Annotated in this window: 13 protein-coding genes, 4 tRNA genes and 1 pseudogene; 8 read left to right on the forward strand and 10 right to left on the reverse strand. The window is 59.0% G+C overall.

All coding sequences use genetic code 11. The features are described from left to right. Positions 1 to 14: 14 nt before the first annotated feature. Positions 15 to 1013, reverse strand: a complete 999-nt coding sequence (locus tag ACA070_RS22620) for a LysR family transcriptional regulator (protein WP_497448415.1) — start codon at positions 1011 to 1013, stop codon at positions 15 to 17. Positions 1014 to 1103: 90 nt separating this feature from the next. Between ACA070_RS22620 and ACA070_RS22625 the strand changes: the two genes are divergently transcribed. The 4 genes from ACA070_RS22625 (at position 1104) to ACA070_RS22640 (ending at position 5170) form a co-directional block, all read left to right on the forward strand. After that, a complete protein-coding gene (locus tag ACA070_RS22625) occupies positions 1104 to 1730 on the forward strand; it encodes an alanyl-tRNA editing protein (protein WP_497448416.1) in 627 nt (208 codons plus the stop codon). Between the two features lie 93 nt (positions 1731 to 1823). Further along, on the forward strand, positions 1824 to 2594 hold the full coding sequence (locus ACA070_RS22630; RefSeq protein ID WP_497448417.1) for a 2OG-Fe(II) oxygenase: 771 nt from the start codon (positions 1824 to 1826) through the stop codon (positions 2592 to 2594). Between the two features lies 1 nt (position 2595). Continuing rightward, positions 2596 to 3234: a LysE family translocator gene (locus ACA070_RS22635; RefSeq protein WP_497448418.1), complete on the forward strand. Its 639-nt coding sequence runs from the start codon at positions 2596 to 2598 to the stop codon at positions 3232 to 3234. 196 nt (positions 3235 to 3430) lie between these two features. Beyond that, on the forward strand, positions 3431 to 5170 hold the full coding sequence (locus tag ACA070_RS22640; protein ID WP_497448419.1) for a dipeptidase: 1740 nt from the start codon (positions 3431 to 3433) through the stop codon (positions 5168 to 5170). A 149-nt stretch (positions 5171 to 5319) separates the two neighbouring features. On the opposite strand, the gene ACA070_RS22645 is transcribed toward ACA070_RS22640, so the two are convergent. The 4 genes from ACA070_RS22645 to ACA070_RS22660 form a co-directional block, all read right to left on the reverse strand. Further along, positions 5320 to 5395, reverse strand: a tRNA-Gly gene (locus tag ACA070_RS22645). A 3-nt stretch (positions 5396 to 5398) separates the two neighbouring features. Then, positions 5399 to 5474: transfer RNA gene (locus ACA070_RS22650), tRNA-Glu, on the reverse strand. Positions 5475 to 5579: 105 nt separating this feature from the next. Beyond that, positions 5580 to 5655: transfer RNA gene (locus ACA070_RS22655), tRNA-Gly, on the reverse strand. Between the two features lie 3 nt (positions 5656 to 5658). Next, positions 5659 to 5734 (reverse strand) — tRNA-Glu (locus tag ACA070_RS22660). Between the two features lie 378 nt (positions 5735 to 6112). Here ACA070_RS22660 and ACA070_RS22665 point away from each other — a divergent pair. Beyond that, positions 6113 to 6883 (forward strand): hypothetical protein, encoded by a 771-nt coding sequence (locus tag ACA070_RS22665; protein WP_497448420.1) that lies wholly within the window; start codon positions 6113 to 6115, stop codon positions 6881 to 6883. Positions 6884 to 7514: 631 nt separating this feature from the next. Here ACA070_RS22665 and ACA070_RS22670 read toward each other — a convergent pair. From ACA070_RS22670 to ACA070_RS22685, 4 genes and pseudogenes are all read right to left on the reverse strand, one after another. Then, positions 7515 to 8396: a methyl-accepting chemotaxis protein gene (locus ACA070_RS22670; protein ID WP_497452008.1), complete on the reverse strand. Its 882-nt coding sequence runs from the start codon at positions 8394 to 8396 to the stop codon at positions 7515 to 7517. Between the two features lie 27 nt (positions 8397 to 8423). Continuing rightward, positions 8424 to 9479 (reverse strand): annotated as a pseudogene (locus tag ACA070_RS22675) (HAMP domain-containing protein); the annotation flags it as partial. 108 nt (positions 9480 to 9587) lie between these two features. Then, complete coding sequence (locus ACA070_RS22680; RefSeq protein WP_497448421.1) at positions 9588 to 10979, reverse strand: aminotransferase-like domain-containing protein; 1392 nt, start codon at positions 10977 to 10979, stop codon at positions 9588 to 9590. A gap of 186 nt (positions 10980 to 11165) precedes the next feature. Then, complete coding sequence (locus ACA070_RS22685) at positions 11166 to 11927, reverse strand: SDR family oxidoreductase (RefSeq protein WP_131063511.1); 762 nt, start codon at positions 11925 to 11927, stop codon at positions 11166 to 11168. 236 nt (positions 11928 to 12163) lie between these two features. Here ACA070_RS22685 and ACA070_RS22690 point away from each other — a divergent pair, with 236 nt between their 5' ends. Then, positions 12164 to 13168 (forward strand): NADP-dependent oxidoreductase, encoded by a 1005-nt coding sequence (locus ACA070_RS22690; RefSeq protein WP_497448422.1) that lies wholly within the window; start codon positions 12164 to 12166, stop codon positions 13166 to 13168. Positions 13169 to 13307: 139 nt separating this feature from the next. Here the strand turns inward: ACA070_RS22690 and pyrF are convergent, their stop codons facing one another. Further along, on the reverse strand, positions 13308 to 14006 hold the full coding sequence (pyrF, locus tag ACA070_RS22695; RefSeq protein ID WP_497448423.1) for an orotidine-5'-phosphate decarboxylase: 699 nt from the start codon (positions 14004 to 14006) through the stop codon (positions 13308 to 13310). 293 nt (positions 14007 to 14299) lie between these two features. Here pyrF and ACA070_RS22700 point away from each other — a divergent pair, with 293 nt between their 5' ends. Next, positions 14300 to 15058 (forward strand): response regulator, encoded by a 759-nt coding sequence (locus ACA070_RS22700; RefSeq protein WP_497448424.1) that lies wholly within the window; start codon positions 14300 to 14302, stop codon positions 15056 to 15058. Next, positions 15058 to 16107: a sensor histidine kinase gene (locus ACA070_RS22705; protein WP_497448425.1), complete on the forward strand. Its 1050-nt coding sequence runs from the start codon at positions 15058 to 15060 to the stop codon at positions 16105 to 16107. The genes ACA070_RS22700 and ACA070_RS22705 overlap by 1 nt, the downstream gene beginning before the upstream one ends. Positions 16108 to 16178 lie beyond the last annotated feature (71 nt).

The raw sequence follows: 16178 nt of genomic DNA on the forward strand, positions 1-16178 counted from the left end.
CGCGAAGAGGCCCTTTAAAGCAACCCATCACTCTCAGGCAACTCATACTCCGTCGCACCCTTGCCCAATGCACTTGGCCTCCCCGGTTTGCCCAACGTCGGCTCTTTCTCCAGGCACTCCACCAGATAATCAATAAACACCCGCAACTTCGGCGGCAGATACCGCGTCGGCGAATGCAGCAACCAGGCGCCGCCATGGTAGGACGCGAGAAATGTCCAGTCCGGCAACACCTGCACAATCAACCCCTGCTCCAACGCATAACGCGCAGTGAAGTACGGCAGACTGCCAATCCCGATGTGCTGCAACACCGCCCCCAGTCGCACGCCCGTGTGATTCGCCGCATACCGCCCGCGGACACCGACCGTCACAGCCTTGGTACCTTTCTTGAATTTCCAACGCGCATCGCTCGGGGTTTCACCCAGGTAGATGCAGCTATGGTTGAGCAAGTCATGGGGATGTGTCGGCGTGCCATGTTCGGCCAGGTACTGTGGTGTTGCGCAGAGCAAATGGTCGATGGTCAGCAACTGCCGCCCGACCAATCCAGCGGGTGGCCGATCGGTAATGCGAATCGCCAGATCAACGTTGTCGTCGATCAGATCCACCTGCCGATCCTCAAGCAACAGCTCCACATCCACTTTCGGATAACGGCGCAAAAATTCCGGCATATGCGGGTGAATCACAAATCGGCCAACCGCCTTGGGCACGCTGACCCGCACCAGCCCTTCCGCTTCATGGGTGAACTGCCCGCTGATTTCCATCACGGACTTGGCGGCACTGACCATTTCCTGGCAACGCTTGAAGACCTCTTCGCCACCGTCACTCAACCGCAATTTGCGGGTGGTTCGCTGCAGCAGACGCGTGGCCAACGCCTTTTCCAGACGCGAAATGCTGCGACTCACCGCCGAAGGTGAAGAGCCCAATTGGCGAGCCGCTTCGGAAAAGCTGCCGGTCTCGACAACCTTGACGAAGATCGCCATTTCACCCAGCAGTGGCAGTGGAAGATTTATGCTCACAGCGCAACAGTCCTTTGATGTTTGAACGGATTATCACGCAATTCCACGCTTCATATAATAAAAAAAGAAACTCTAATGAGGACATGGAATATGACGCTTCGCCTCTTTTTCCATAGTGATGACCTCAAGGCCAATGTGGAAGTCCTGGAATGCACGCCCCAGGAGAACGAATTTGCAGTGGTGCTGCGCGCCACGTTGTTTCACCCCCAAGGTGGCGGTCAGCCTTGTGATACCGGTTGGATCGGTGAAAGCCAGGTCCTGCGCGTGGTGCAGGACCCGGACCGGATCATTCATTTCGTCGACCGCCCGGTGAAACCGGGCATGACCCAAATCCGGATTGACGAGCAACGCCGCCAGTTCAATTCGCGCATGCATTCGGCCGGTCACCTGATCGGCCACTTTGTCCAGGCGCTGGGCTGGATGCCGATCAAGGCTCACCACTGGCCGGGCGAAGGACGCGTGCAATTCAAACCCTTGGAGTCCGCAAAAGAGGTGGATGCCGAGATCCTTCAGCGCGGCATCGAGCAATGGGTTGCCCATGGTCTGCCGCGCCTGACGTCGATGCGCGAAGGCGCCCGGGAAATAGGTTTCGGTGAACTGCCCGCCTACGGCTGCGGCGGCACCCATGTACGTAGCCTGAAGGATTTGGGCACGGTCACGATCGCTTCCCTTTCAATGAAAAAGGGAACGCTGTCAGTCCACTACAGCGTGGATTGAGCTTTCGGGCGATGCCGTCCCCGTCATCGCCTGACGCCCGGGGGAGCCTGCGTTCGCGGGTTCTGTTGACTATCTGATAGATGGACCTAAGACATGATGCTTGACGTCGAGCGTCTCGATGAGACGTGCATAAAAAAACTGGCCAACGAAGAAGTCCTCGCCGTCCGCGTCAAAGGCCTGTTGCCCCGGCCGCTGGCGATTCAGATAGGCGACAAGATCCTCGCCCCGGGTTTCGAAGGCTATATCAATGCGCCGAGCATCGGCCGCATCGGCATGGCGTTTTATGAGGCGGAAAACCAGCCGCTGTTGATCGAGGATTATTTTGAGCATGCCTCGCGCAACATCGCGGAGTTGCGCAAACGTTGCGCGCCCTACTCGTCCCCGGTCGACACCCTGCGCTGCATGCTCGATGAGTCCTGGCCGGCGGGTGCGCATCTGGAGAATCTCTACGGTCGCAAGATGTATGTCGGGTTGTCCCGAGTCGTGAAACCAGGTGTGTGCTTCCTCGCCCACCACGACATTTTCGCCAAGGACGCCCCGGACAGTTACCAGGCCAGAAGCCTGGAAGCGCAGTTCGCCTGCAACGTTTATCTGAACATGCCGACCGAGGGCGGCGCGCTGCAGATGTGGGACCACGACATTTCCCCGGATCAATTCGACGAAATGCGCGGCGACAGCTACGGCATCGACCCGGCCCTGCTCGGCACTCCGACCCTGGAGATTCGTCCTGAGCCGGGTGACTTCATCATGTTCAATTCGCGCTGCATGCACTCGGTGACGCCGGGCGTGGCGGATCCGCGATTGAGCCTTTCGTTCTTTGTCGGTTATCGCGGCAATGCTTCACCCCTTACTTTTTGGAGTTGAGATGTTTTCGAATTACCTGGGCGAGTTTCTTGCGCTGGCGACGATTCATTTTCTAGCGGTGGTCGCACCCGGACCGGACTTCGCGGTGACCATCCGTCAAAGTGTGCGCTTTGGCCGATTGGTCGGGATTTGCACGGCGCTGGGCATTGGCGCGGGGATTTCCGTGCACGTGCTTTACACCCTGCTCGGGGTCGGGGCGTTGATGCACACGACGCCTTGGTTGTTGACCGTGGCCAAGGTGGTGGGCGGCGCTTACATTTTGTACCTCGGGGTCTGCCTGTTGCGCAGTAAACCCAAGTCTGCGCTTGAGGGTGAGAAAGTCGCGGAGGAGCCGGTTGTGGAGCAAACGCTGCTGAAGGCGTTCACCACCGGTTTTCTGACCAATGCGACCAACCCCAAGGCGACGCTGTTTTTCCTGGCGATTTTCACCACGATCATCAGCGCCACGACACCGTTGAAGGTTCAGGCGCTGTATGGGGTGTGGATGTGTTTCGTGAACGCGCTGTGGTTCGTGATCGTCGCGCTGTTCTTTTCCAGCGCCCGGGTGCGATTGCTGTTCATGCGCATGGGGCATTGGTTCGAACGCACCATGGGGGTGATTCTGATCCTGTTCGCCGGGCGCCTGATTCTGTCGATGTAAAACCTGCGTTCATGCAAAAGGCCCGCTCAGTCAGACTGACGGGCCTTTTTCGTTTCTGCGCCGCTTTTGCATTTCTGTGCGACAGATCCCACTTCAGTACTCCCGTAACACTCCGTTACAGTGTTAGGTTGGAAACGTTTCTGTCTCATCGATCAGAAACTTCTCACAAACTGCCTGCAAAGGAATGCCCACAGCAATGAATTTCTCACTCAAGCACCTGGCTGCGTCAACCCTGATTGTGGCCAGCCTTTCATCGTTCACCCTGACAGCGCAGGCCAACATCAGCCCGCAACAGAGCGCGGAGATCCTCAAGACTTTCAGCGATGCATCGGTGACGGATTTCCGGCAATTCCTGGGAGGCCTGGCCAAGAGCGACCTTGGCAAAACCAATGATCTCGGCCCGGCCATCAGCGCCTTCCTCGACAACAAAACCCTTACTGCTGAACAACAGAACGAGATCCATCGCCTGCTTGGCCTTTACGCACGAGTGAAATACGGCGCCGCTGCCACCGAGACCCTGCGGGAGTTGGTGGCAATCCCAACCTTCCGCGTAGACGGCGTTGATCAGCACGACAATCCCGAATTCATCAAGATCGCCGACAAGATCAAGGGCCTGGCCCAGGCCTTCAACCTGAACTTCCGCAACATCGACAATCGCGTCTATGAAATCACCCTTGAAGGCAGCAGCGATGAAGTCGTGGGCATTCACGCGCACGCCGACGTGGTGCCCGTAACGCCGGAAAACTGGGTCCTGAAAGACGGCACCAAACTCGATCCGTTCAAGGTCACCCTGATCGGCGACCGCATGTATGGCCGAGGCACCGAGGATGACAAAAACGGCATCGTGGTCGCGCTTTATGCCATGAAGATCATCAAGGAAGAGAAGCTGCCGCTGGCGCGCAATTTCAAGCTGCTGGTCGACACCACCGAAGAAACCACCGGCGACGCCATTCCTTATTACTTCGAACACAACCCGACGCCCAACTACAACCTGGCACTGGATGGCGGCTACCCGGTGGTAATTGCCGAGAAAGGTTACGGCACTGTGATGGCGAATTTCCCCAAGCGTAAGGCCGAGGGCAAAGGCGCGGAAATCATCTCGATGACTGGCGGCCTGGCCACCAACCAGATTCCGTCGGCTTCCGTCGTCACATTGGTGACGGATAAGCCCGCCGAATTGGCCGCCAGCCTGCAAAAGGCCGGCGCTGATTATGCCAAACGCAACGGCGGCGACTTCGAAGTGAACGCCAAGGTCGACGGCAAAGACGTCAAACTCACCGTGACTGGTGTTTCCGCCCACTCCTCCGAACCCGAGTCCGGCGTCAACCCGGTGTCCAGAATGCTGGGCTTCATCAACAGCCTCGACGGCAAGGTCGCGCTCAAGCACAACCACATCACCGACGCCGCTCGCTACGCTGCCGACAATTGGGGGTTGGATTACCTGGGCGGCAAATTGGGAGTCGGTTTTTCCGATGACTTCATGGGGCCGCTGACCACTTCCCTGACCTATGTCGCCATGGATGACAAAGCCTTCAAGCTCGCGGTCAACCTGCGCGTGCCGAAGGGTAGATCCCCCGAAGTGCTCAAGGCACAAATCGCCGAAAAACTTGGCGCCTGGGGCAAGAAGACCCACGTTGCGGTGACCTTCGACTACTCGATCGCCGAACCGATGTACCGCAACCCTGAGGGTGAATGGGTCAAGGCCTTGCTCGCCGTGGCCAGCGAAAACCTTGGCATGGAACACAAGTACGGCACTTCCGCCGGCGCCACCTCGGTCCATGAACTGCCTAATGGCGTGCAATTCGGCCTGGCCCGACCCGAGGTCAAGTACACCGGCCACACCGACAATGAGTTCAAGACGGTTGACCAGTTCCTGCTGGACCTGCAGATCGTGACGGAAATGATGGGGCGAATCGGGCAATTGCCGAAGCTCTGACCGCTTTTTCGGGCCCGCTGTTGTGGCGGGTCCGACACGTTGATCGCATTGATTCCTACACAAACAAAAAAAGGACCTTGAGGTCCTTCTTTATGAATGACGCACAAGCAAAAACGCCGCTCATCACTGAGCGGCGTTTTCGTTAAATATGGAGCGGGAAACGAGACTCGAACTCGCGACCCCGACCTTGGCAAGGTCGTGCTCTACCAACTGAGCTATTCCCGCAAATGGCGTCCCCTAGGGGACTCGAACCCCTGTTACCGCCGTGAAAGGGCGGTGTCCTAGGCCACTAGACGAAGGGGACACGCTAACTGAAACACATGGTGTGTATTTCAGTGCCCAAATCCGCATCCGAAGATGTCGGCTCTGGCTTCACTCAGCCCTGCCCGAAAGCAACGCTGCTTAAAATTGGAGCGGGAAACGAGACTCGAACTCGCGACCCCGACCTTGGCAAGGTCGTGCTCTACCAACTGAGCTATTCCCGCTTATGGCGTCCCCTAGGGGACTCGAACCCCTGTTACCGCCGTGAAAGGGCGGTGTCCTAGGCCACTAGACGAAGGGGACACACGTACAACATTCACTCCCTACCGCGTTTCGCTGTGTGCTTTACGCTGTAAGTGGCGCGCATTCTATGGATGGATTGAGGGGTCGTCAACCCCCAGATATAAATTTATTTAAATCAATGACTTCGCCCCGCTTTCAGACGCGATTCAGGCTTTTGCGCCTCGTGACCTTTGGCGACTATATTCTGTCAACCACCAAGACGTTATAGTCCGCCGCTGTAGATGATGGCAATGTGATTCACGGTTGCCAGCATTTATATAAGTGGAACGACGGCCGATATAAAGACAGCCACAACCGATTCAACTCGTCGAGCGGCCCTATGCGCCCAAATGCCAAGCCACTACACTCGATCGCGAACCCTATAAAGAGGTCTTACCGGTGACACCACTCATGATCACCCTGCTAGTCGTAGCCGGGATCGCACTATTGATCGCCATTGGCTACATGAACCATGTGGTGGAAAATAACAAGCTGGAAAAGGCCCGCACCAAGATTGAACTCAACGACCGCCTGCGTCGCTGCGGCGAAATCACCGAGACCTTCCCCGGTCAGCTGATGACACCCGGGCTCAAGCTGCTGTTGACCCGTCTGGAGCTCAACGTCTGCCAGCGTTTGCTCAACCTGGAAAAAACCAGCGCCAACCTCAGGGCCCGGATTACCGAACTGGAAGCCCTGGCCGCTCAAGGAGAATCGATCCCGGTCAACAACCCGCCGGCACCGATCCAGACCGAAGCCAAGGCCAAGGACGTGCGCTTCCTGCTCGAAGCCCTCCACGGCCAAATCACCCGCGCCGCACAGGACGGCTTCCTGCCGACCAACGAAGCCAAGCGCTGGATCCGCGAAGTGCGCCACATTCTGGTCCTGCTGCACATCGAGTTCTTCAACAACCTCGGCCAGCAATGCCTGCAACAAAACCAGCCAGGCCAGGCCCGCCTCGCCTTCGAACGCGGCGTGCAATACCTGCGCAAACAACAGGAACCCCAGGTCTACGCCGAACAACTCGAATACCTGGAAAAACTCCTGGCTCGCGCCAACGCCATGGTGATGGACAAAATCGCAGCGGTTGAAAGCGAAGCGAACCAACTGAACGTAGGCCTCAAAGACGTCGAGGCAGATGCGGACTGGAAGAAGAAAGTGATTTACGACTGATCCGAAGAACTAAAGAAGCCACCGAAACAGGTGGCTTTTTTTGTGGTTGGGTTTGGTGGACGAGTACAGCCAGGGAAGATAGATCGGGTGAATGACCGCCATCGCTGGCAGGCCAGCTTCCACAGGGGGTTGGTGTACATCTGCAAGAAATTGGTCGGCCGTCAGGCCGCCTTCGCGGGCAAGCCTCGCTCCTACAAGGCTTCGGCGTACACCTGCTTCTCACCACTCAATAGGCCGAGCGTTAGCTCGCCTGCTTTTGATCTTGATCTGCCCGCCCCTTTCGGAAGGCTGAGTGGAGGTGTTCATCCGGGGAGTGGCGCGTAGCGCCGTTCGACGCAGTCGAACACGCTGCATGTAGGTGCAGCGAAGCCAACCGGAGGGCAGTGTCCCCGGATGGATACCGGAGCGAAGGAACGCCGAGCCCAGGCGAGGGGCCGGACGCTTGGGGCGAGCCTTTTTGGGTACTTTTTTGGCGTTTGAAAAAAGTGCCTCGCCGTAAGGGCGAAACCGCCAGCCGCCTTTACCGCAGAAATGGATATGTACACCTGAAAGAGATAGGTCGGCTGTCAGGCCGCCTTCGCGGGCAAGCCTCGCTCCTACAGTAGATCTGTGTACATATGCGGGAGAAAGATCAGAGCCGAAAGTGCCCTACCATCCCCTTCAACTCAACCCCCAACTGCGCCAGCTCAATACTCGACGCCGCATTCCCCCGCATCGCCAACGAAGACTGATCCGCACTCGCCCGAATACTCGTCACACTGCGATTAATCTCCTCGGCCACCGAACTCTGCTCCTCGGCGGCCGCCGCAATCTGCTGATTCATCTGCTGAATCAACGACACCGCCGCCGCAATACTCCCCAACGCACTCTCAGTCTGCAACGCGTCACTCACCGCCAGCTTCACCAGCTCACCACTGTTCTGAATCTGCTGCACCGACGACTGTGCCGCCGAACGCAAGGCACTCACCAGACGCTCAATCTCCTCGGTCGATTGCTGAGTCCGCTTGGCCAGCGCCCGAACCTCATCCGCCACTACCGCAAAACCCCTGCCCTGCTCGCCGGCCCGAGCCGCCTCGATCGCCGCATTGAGCGCCAACAGATTTGTTTGCTCGGCAACGCTTTTGATCACACTCAGCACCGTGCCGATATTCTGGATTTCCGCACTCAAGCTTTCGATACTCGAACTGGCCGAGGTCGCCGAGTCCGCCAACTGCTCAATCCGCGCCATGCTCTGACGCACCACTTGCTGGCCACTTTCAACCTTGCCGTCCGCCGTTTGCGCAGCCTGTGCAGCTTCCTCCGCGTTACGCGCAACGTCGTGCACCGTCGCCGTCATCTGATTCATCGCCGTGGCGACCTGCTCGGTTTCTTCCTTCTGGCTACTGACTTCCAGGTTGGTCTGCTCGGTCACCGCCGACAACGATTGAGCCGAACTCGCCAACTGCTCGATACCGGCCTGCAAACCACTGACGATGGTGCTCAGCCCCGCGCCCATCTGCTGCATTTCCTGCATCAACTGGCCGATTTCGTCACGGCGCGTCACTTCCACCGTCGCACTCAAATCACCTGCGGCGATCTGCTGCGCGACACGAATCACGCTGCGCAGCGGCGCCACGATCAACCGGGTGATCACCCACGCCGCAATCAACCCGACCAGCAACGCCAGCGCCGAGGAACCGATGATCAGCATCGAGTTCTTTTTCAACTCAGCCTGCATCGATTGGTCTTCAGCGACATAGGCCTGATCGACCCGTTCCACCACCTGTGCGGCACGCTGGTGCAGTTGCTCGTAGACGGTTTTTTCCTGAGCCAACAGACCGGTGTACTCGGTCAGTTTCTCGCTGAAACTGTTGATGTGCCCCGCCACCTCATTGAGGACAGTCTGATAGCCCTCATCCTTGACCGTGGTTTTCAACTGCTCGGCCTGAACCTGCGCCTGATCGGCCTGTTCGATCTTGCCCTGGCCTGCGCTGTCATCGCCCTTGCGGCTCTGGTCCAGACGCACCCGCGCCTCGTTCATGGCCTGTAACATCAGCCGCGACACCTGGCTGACCTGATTGGCCTGCTCGATGAACTGCCCACCGTCCTTGCCCTCGGACTCTTTCAAGGTATAGGCGCCGTCATCGGCAAGCCCTGCTTGCAGGACATCAAGGTTGTTGGCCACGCTGGACACCGACCAACTGGCCATTTCGAGGGCCAGGTCCTTGGCCTGACTCAGCGAGACGAACTCGTCGAAGGCCTTGCGATAAGCCCCCAGGGACTGCTCGACGTCATTCATCACCGGCACGTTGGCCGCTGATGCAGCCTTGAGCTGCGTCGCCAGGGCGATCAGGCCATCAACGCCCTCGCGCAGGGCATCGGCGGTTTTCGGGTTGCCGTGCAAGGCGTATTCCTGCTCAAGCATTCGCACCTTGAGCAAACCGCTGTTGAGCGACGACATCTGCTTGAGCCCGTCGAAGCGATGACTGATGGTCTGCAGGGACCAAACGCCGATGGCTGCCACCAGCGCCGTCAGCAGCAGCACCAATACAAACCCGACACCCATTTTTTTTGCCATACCGAGGTTGGCAAAACGTCCTTGCACGGCCGAAATCATTGCACTTAGTCCCCTGACATAGTCTGTTGACGCAGATTCGCAACGGGCATACGCCAGCACAAGTCTCTGGCGTCGGAATAATGGCAAAAAGCTACGCCCACGTCGTTTTCAGAACGTTTTAGGTCGATTCGCAGCGGTCGCCTGAAAAAATGCCCGGGCACGAGGATCACAGGCATAAGCCACGTTGATGCGTTGCCAGTCATTGGCCTGACCGTCAGGACTGAATGCCGTGGCAGAAGACAACAGCACACCAAAGCGCCGGGCCTGTTTGCGCACCTGAGCGTAGTCGGACATCCGCGACCGCGCCCAGATGAACAAGCCACCGGCCGGCTTGCCGAAAATTTCCCACTCGGCGTCTTCGAGCACTTGCAGGGCCGCCTCTCTGTCCGTATTCAAACGCTGGCGCTGACGCTGGACCAGCTTGCGGTACGCGCCGCTGGCCAACAGGCAGGTCAGCACCGATTCGCAGAACCTTGAAGCCCCCATGCTGCTGATCATCTTGACCTCGGCCAGTTGCGCAATTATCTCGTCACTGGCCACGACAAAGCCGACCCGCAATGAACTGCTGAGGGTTTTCGAGTAACTGCCGACGTAGATCACGTTGTCATCGACACCCAACGCAGCGAGGCGGGTGCCGGGGCCGCTGTGCAAATCCGCATAGACGTCATCTTCAATCACCAGCACGCCATGGGTTTTGGTCAGCTGCATGATCTGCTGCGCCACCACAGACGTCAGGCAGCTGCCCGTCGGGTTGTGATAGAAGCTGTTGATGAACAGCGCTCGGGGCCTGTGCTTGAGCAACAGCGCTTCAAGTTGCAGCGTGTCGGGCCCACGCGGGGTACGCGGGACCTCGATCATCGTCACGCCGTGCAGCCTGAGCAGGTCGAACAGCAGTGGATACCCCGGACTTTCCACCACCACGCAATCACCCGGCTTGAGCAAGGTGCGTACGATCAGGTCGAGCCCATGACTGGCACCGGCGGTGGTCAGAATGCGGTTTTCGTCCACCTCGATACTGAGCTGTTTAAGGCGCTTGAGGATCTGTACACGCAAGGCTGGCAGGCCCCATGACGTGCTGTAGTTGAACAACCCGGCCATGTCGGTTCGGCTGACCTGACGGATCGCGTAGCTCAGGTCGTCCGTTTCGCGCCAGCTTTCGGGCAACCCGCCACAGCCCAATAAAAGTTCGCCCGAGAGGCCGCCCTGCTGCACTTCCGCCCCTTCGAACCAAAGGCAATCCTGTTGCCCCTGAGCGGCCAGCGCCGGTGTGGCGACAATGAAACCGGCGCCATGACGCGAAGCCAGCACGCCTTGAGTTACCAGGCGCTCACAGGCTTCGACGACGCTGGACTGACTGAGCAGATTGACCCGCGCGATTTGCCGCGCAGAAGGTAAACGCGTCCCCGGCAGCACCTCGCTCTGACGGAGCCAGACGGCCAACGCGTCGACGATTTGCTGTACGACCGGCACCAATGCCTGTCGATCGATTCTCAATTCCATGAGCAAGCAAACTCCTGTCCATTTGCGAGGAGCAGTTAATCACAGGTCTGCTTGATCGGATGTGCGACAACGCCGCCAAAACCCTCGGTTCTAACCATTTGAAACACACTTGTCCGTCTCTTTCACGGCGCCATGAAAAAGCCCGCACGTATGCGGGCTTTTTCCTACACGGCAAACCTTGATTGTTCAGAACGCCGTGACACCACCGTCCACTGCCAGCGAGTGACCGGTAGTAAACGCCGCGCCATCGCTGCACAGATACAGCACCGCGCTGGCGATTTCCTCGACCTTGCCGATGCGGCCGACCGGGTGCATGGCGTTGGCGAACTCACCCTTCTTCGGGTCCGCCTCATAGGCACGACGGAACATGTCGGTGTCGATCACCGCCGGGCACACCGCGTTGACGCGAATCTTTTTCTTGGCGTATTCGATTGCCGCCGACTTGGTCAGGCCGATCACCGCATGTTTTGACGCCGCGTAAATGCTCATCTTTGGCGCAGCACCGAGGCCCGCCACCGAAGCGGTGTTGACGATCGCGCCACCGCCCTGGGCCAGCAGCAACGGCAACTGGTACTTCATGCACAGCCAGACGCCTTTGACGTTGACGCCCATGATCGCGTCGAACTCATCGATTGTGCCTTCGGCCAGTTTGCCTTTCTCGATCTCGATGCCGGCGTTGTTGAAGGCATAGTCCAGACGGCCGTAGGTATTCACCACCTCGTCCATCAGATTTTTTACATCGCTTTCCACGGTGACGTTGCAGCGCACGAAGGTCGCTTCGCCGCCCGCCGTACGAATCAGTGCCACCGTGCCTTCGCCCCCGGCCGTGTCCATGTCGGCCACCACCACTTTCAACCCTTCAGCGGCGAATGCCTGAGCGGTCGCGCGGCCAATACCGTTGGCAGCGCCGGTCACAACAGCGACCTGGCCGGAAAACGTCATGCTCATTGTTATGTCCTCGAAGAGAAGAGTGCGGGGGATCACGTGTTCGCAGTCTAGCCACAGGGGTGTGTGACACGGCAGCACTATCAGAAGCCCGGTTGGGCGACCATGAGTTGCAGTGATAGAACTGCGGCAGTGACTATCACTGCACTGGATCGATATGCATTCGCCGCATCAGCCAAACTTGCGGCATTGATCATGAAGGTCTATCAACAAGGCTTCATTCATCTTGAGTGCCAGTCATGACTACCCAGACCAATCGCCAGTTCCTGCTCGCCAAACGCCCGGTGGGCGCGGCAACCCGCGAGACCTTTACCTATCAAGAAGTGCCAGTCGGCGAACCGGCTGCGGGTCAGATCCTGGTCAAAAACGAATACCTGTCCCTGGACCCGGCCATGCGTGGCTGGATGAACGAGGGCAAGTCCTACATTCCGCCGGTCGGTATCGGCGAAGTCATGCGCGCATTGGGTGTAGGAAAAGTCATTGCCTCGAATAATCCTGGGTTCGCGGTAGGGGACTACGTCAACGGTGCCTTGGGCGTGCAGGATTATTTCCTCGGCGAGCCACGAGGTTTCTACAAGGTCGATCCGAAACTGGCACCGCTGCCGCGTTACCTGTCCGCGCTGGGCATGACCGGGATGACTGCCTACTTCGCGCTGCTCGATGTCGGCGCACCGAAGGAAGGTGACACCGTGGTGCTGTCCGGCGCGGCCGGTGCAGTGGGCAGCATTGCAGGGCAGATCGCCAAGATCAAAGGCTGCCGCGTGATCGGCATCGCGGGCGGCGCGGACAAGTGCAAGTTCCTGATCGACGAACTGGGGTTTGACGGCGTCATCGACTACAAGAACGAAGACGTGCATGCCGGCCTGAAGCGTGAATGCCCGAAAGGTGTCGACGTGTATTTCGATAACGTCGGCGGCGATATTCTCGACGCGGTGCTGGGTCGCCTGGCCATGAAAGCGCGGGTGGTGATTTGTGGCGCGATCAGCCAGTACAACAACAAGGAAGCGGTCAAGGGGCCGGCCAACTACCTGTCGTTGCTGGTCAACCGTGCACGAATGGAAGGCTTTGTGGTGATGGACTACGCCGCGCAGTTCGCCGCCGCCGGACAGGAAATGGCCGGGTGGATGGCCAAAGGGCAACTCAAGAGCAAGGAAGACATTGTTGAAGGGCTGGAGACGTTCCCGGAGACGCTGATGAAATTGTTCAGCGGCGAGAATTTCGGGAAGTTGGTGTTGAAGGTTTAACCCGATAGTTGATTCACCACAAAACTAATGGTGGGAGCGAGCCTGCTCGCGATGGCGGTGTATCAGTCAATATTGATATCGACTGACATGCCCTCATCGCGAGCAGGCTCACTCCCACATTTGGATTTGCGGTGTTTGGTTAGGCGAGTTCGGCCACGACGGCGGCCAACGCCTTCGCCGGATCAGCTGCCTGGCTGATCGGACGACCAATGACCAGATAATCAGAACCGGCATCCAGCGCCTGACGTGGGGTCAAGATACGGCGCTGATCGTCTTGGGCGCTGCCCGCCGGGCGAATCCCCGGGGTCACCAGTTGCAGCGACGGGTGCGCCGATTTCAGGGCCTGGGCTTCCAGGGCTGAGCACACCAGACCGTCCATCCCGGCTTTTTCCGCCAATGCCGCCAGACGCAGCACCTGCTCCTGTGGCTCGATGTCCAGGCCGATACCCGCCAGATCTTCACGTTCCATGCTGGTCAGCACGGTCACGCCGATCAACAGCGGTTTAGGGCCGGTACGCTGATCGAGCACTTCACGGCAGGCAGCCATCATGCGCAGACCACCGGAGCAATGGACGTTGACCATCCACACGCCCATTTCCGCAGCGGCCTTGACGGCCATGGCCGTGGTGTTCGGGATGTCGTGGAACTTGAGGTCCAGGAACACTTCGAAACCCTTGTCACGCAGGGTGCCGACGATTTCCGCGGCGCAGCTGGTGAACAGCTCCTTACCCACTTTGACCCGGCACAGCTTCGGGTCCAACTGGTCGGCCAGCTTCAGTGCGGCGTCACGGGTGGGGAAATCCAGGGCGACGATGATAGGAGTCTGGCAGACGGACATGAGCGGGCTCTCAGGCAGGACGAAATCGGCGCGCATTGTAGCGGAACCAGCGCCACTGCGGGACCCGATGATCGGTAAATCGTCCCGAAGACTCCAGCAAGCCTAGCCCCTTCGCCGATTGTGTCGAGTTCGATACACACACGACACGCCCACAACACCCTTCCTCGCTACCCTCGGCAGCCGCAACACGTCCTTACAGCACTTCCAGCCTGCGGGCTGGACGCCTATGCTGGAACCACAACCTCGCAGCCCATCTTTGTGGTTGGCAGCCTACCTGGCAGATGAACGTACGCATGCACAGCACCCCAACACCTCTGAACGACGATCAAAAAGCGCCCGGTGACGACAAGCGCTGGAGCATCCGCGCCCTGATCGTCGACGATGACGTCCCGATCCGCGAACTGATGATCGACTACCTGGCCCGGTTCAACATTCACGCCAGCGGCGTCACCGACGGCGCCGCCATGCGCCTGGCGCTGCAAGCGGAGCATTTCGACGTGGTGGTACTCGACCTGATGCTGCCCGGCGAAGACGGATTGTCACTGTGCCGCTGGCTGCGTGCCGAATCGGACATCCCGATCCTGATGCTCACCGCGCGCTGCGAACCCACCGACCGGATCATCGGCCTGGAACTGGGTGCCGATGACTACATGGCCAAGCCCTTCGAACCGCGAGAACTGGTCGCGCGGATTCAGACCATTCTGCGTCGGGTGCGCGACGATCGTACTGAACAGCGTGCGAATATTCGCTTCGACAACTGGCGCCTGAACAGCGTGTTGCGCCAATTGATCGCTGCCGATGGCCTGGTGGTGCCGTTGTCGAACGCCGAATTCCGCCTGCTTTGGGTGTTCATCGAACGTCCGCGTCGGGTGCTCAGCCGTGAACAGCTGCTGGACGCTGCCCGCGGTCGGTCGATTGAAGCGTTTGATCGCAGCATCGATTTGCTGGTTTCGCGCCTGCGCCAGAAGCTCGGCGATGACCCGAAAGCCCCGCAGTTGATCAAGACCGTACGCGGTGAGGGTTATCTGTTCGACGCGAGAGACATCGGCTGATGCGGGCGCGCTTCGATACGCTGTTCGGCCGCCTGTTTGGCGTGCTGCTGCTGGCGATCATCCTCGCGCACCTATTGGCGTTTGCCTGGTTTCACCATTACGGCCCACCGCCGCCTCCACCGCCGCCAGAGTTTTCCGAAGGCCTGAACGGACAGCGCGCGCCGATGAACCCGCGCTTCGAAAACCGGCCACCGCGCCCGTGGTTTGGCGGCCCTCTGGTGCCGCTGACATTTCAGTTTGTCACATTGATCATTGCCGCTTGGTACGGCGCCAAACTGTTGAGTCGGCCGATCCAGCGGTTAAGCGATGCTGCCGAACGCTTGAGCGAAAACCTCGACAGCCCGCCGCTGGATGAGTCCGGTCCACGGGAAGCACGGCAAGCGGCCTACACCTTTAACTTGATGCAGAAACGAATTATCGAGCAGGTGCAGCAGCGCTCGCGGATGCTGGGTGCGGTATCCCACGACCTGCGCACGCCGCTCTCTCGCCTCAAGTTACGGCTGGAGCAGATCGAGGACGACAAGCTCCAGGGCCAGATGCGCCAGGATCTGGACGACATGATCAGCATGCTTGACGCCACCCTCACGTATTTGCACGAACAGCGCACCAGCGAAGCCGGGCAATGGATGGACGTGCAGGCGCTGGTGGAATCCTTGAGCGAAAACGCCCAGGATCAAGGTGCCGACGTCCAGGCCAGCGGCCACTGCGCGCCGCTGCAAGTGCAGCCGATGGCCTTGCGCTCGTGCATCAACAACCTGCTGGACAATGCCTTGCGCTATGCCGGGCACGCGCTGATCACCCTCGAAGACAACCGCGAGCAATTGGTGATCCGCGTCATCGACCACGGCCCGGGGATTGCGGCGGACAAACGTGAAGCGGTGTTCGAGCCGTTCTTTCGGCTTGAGGGTTCGCGTAATCGCAACTCGGGGGGTGTCGGTCTCGGCATGACCATTGCCCGCGAGGCAGCGGAACGGCTGGGTGGGCAGTTGAGCCTGGAAGAAACGCCCGGCGGCGGTCTCACCGCCGTCATCCACCTGCCCCGCACATAAGCCACACACAAATCCCCTGTGGGAGCGAGCCTGCTCGCGATAGCGGTCGATCATTCAATATTGTTGTTGAC

It is taken from the genome of Pseudomonas sp. LBUM1678, assembly GCF_059695575.1.

Excerpts from the sequence above, each read along its gene's own strand:
- ACA070_RS22685 (WP_131063511.1), bottom strand. The coding sequence starts at position 11,927 with ATGAGCATGACGTTTTCCGGCCAGGTCGCTGTTGTGACCGGCGCTGCC.
- ACA070_RS22625 (WP_497448416.1), top strand. The coding sequence starts at position 1,104 with ATGACGCTTCGCCTCTTTTTCCATAGTGATGACCTCAAGGCCAATGTG.
- ACA070_RS22705 (WP_497448425.1), top strand. The coding sequence starts at position 15,058 with ATGCGGGCGCGCTTCGATACGCTGTTCGGCCGCCTGTTTGGCGTGCTG.
- ACA070_RS22635 (WP_497448418.1), top strand. The coding sequence starts at position 2,596 with ATGTTTTCGAATTACCTGGGCGAGTTTCTTGCGCTGGCGACGATTCAT.
- ACA070_RS22630 (WP_497448417.1), top strand. The coding sequence starts at position 1,824 with ATGATGCTTGACGTCGAGCGTCTCGATGAGACGTGCATAAAAAAACTG.
- ACA070_RS22670 (WP_497452008.1), bottom strand. The coding sequence starts at position 8,396 with ATGCAGGAAATGCAGCAGATGGGCGCGGGGCTGAGCACCATCGTCAGT.
- ACA070_RS22690 (WP_497448422.1), top strand. The coding sequence starts at position 12,164 with ATGACTACCCAGACCAATCGCCAGTTCCTGCTCGCCAAACGCCCGGTG.
- ACA070_RS22680 (WP_497448421.1), bottom strand. The coding sequence starts at position 10,979 with ATGGAATTGAGAATCGATCGACAGGCATTGGTGCCGGTCGTACAGCAA.
- ACA070_RS22700 (WP_497448424.1), top strand. The coding sequence starts at position 14,300 with ATGCACAGCACCCCAACACCTCTGAACGACGATCAAAAAGCGCCCGGT.
- ACA070_RS22640 (WP_497448419.1), top strand. The coding sequence starts at position 3,431 with ATGAATTTCTCACTCAAGCACCTGGCTGCGTCAACCCTGATTGTGGCC.
- pyrF (WP_497448423.1), bottom strand. The coding sequence starts at position 14,006 with ATGTCCGTCTGCCAGACTCCTATCATCGTCGCCCTGGATTTCCCCACC.